Raw genomic sequence first — 611 nt, forward strand, 5'->3', positions numbered from 1 at the left:
GTGAAGTTTGTATGAAATTTCAGAAAGCGTTAATTCATCGTAGAGTAAAAGTTCCTTAACCCTCTCAATCTTATGGAGAATAATATACTGCTGGATGGTAATTCCTTTTACTTCAGAAAAAGTGTTGGCCAAGTAAGTAAAGTCATAGCCCAATTTCTCACTTATATGGTCCGAATAATTAGTTTTTGGTAATTCATCTTCATAGTGAATCATTTCAATTATTAAATTCTTAATTTTTTCTATAAGTATACTCCTTTTGTCCTCCAGTAACTCTAAGCCCGATCGTAGCAAATTCCTTCCAAATTCACTTCGCTGTTCTTCTGAAATTTTTTCATGAAGATCTACCGCACCCAATTCTACCTCAAAATGTTGAAACCCCAATTTTTTCAGTTCTGCTTTCACCATCATTTTACATCTCAGGCTTACCATATATTTGATATAGAGTTTCATTATTTCCAATTATACTTACAATGATGAACGTATACCAAATTGATGGGTTATAGTCGAATTTCAAAATTTTGGATATAAAAAATATATTTCTGTAGTTTAATTGATCTATTAAATTATGCCAACGGGGAAATTAATAGCTCTAAACTATAATAACAAAGGCC

General features: G+C 31.3%; 1 protein-coding gene. It reads right to left on the reverse strand.

Annotation, left to right across the window (positions count from 1 at the left end):
• On the reverse strand, positions 1–408 hold a 408-nt coding region (locus tag ACYVAA_RS23030), incomplete at its 3' end, for a helix-turn-helix domain-containing protein (protein ID WP_460546459.1).
• Between the last annotated feature and the right edge of the window lie 203 nt (positions 409–611).

The organism is Echinicola sediminis (genome assembly GCF_054777495.1).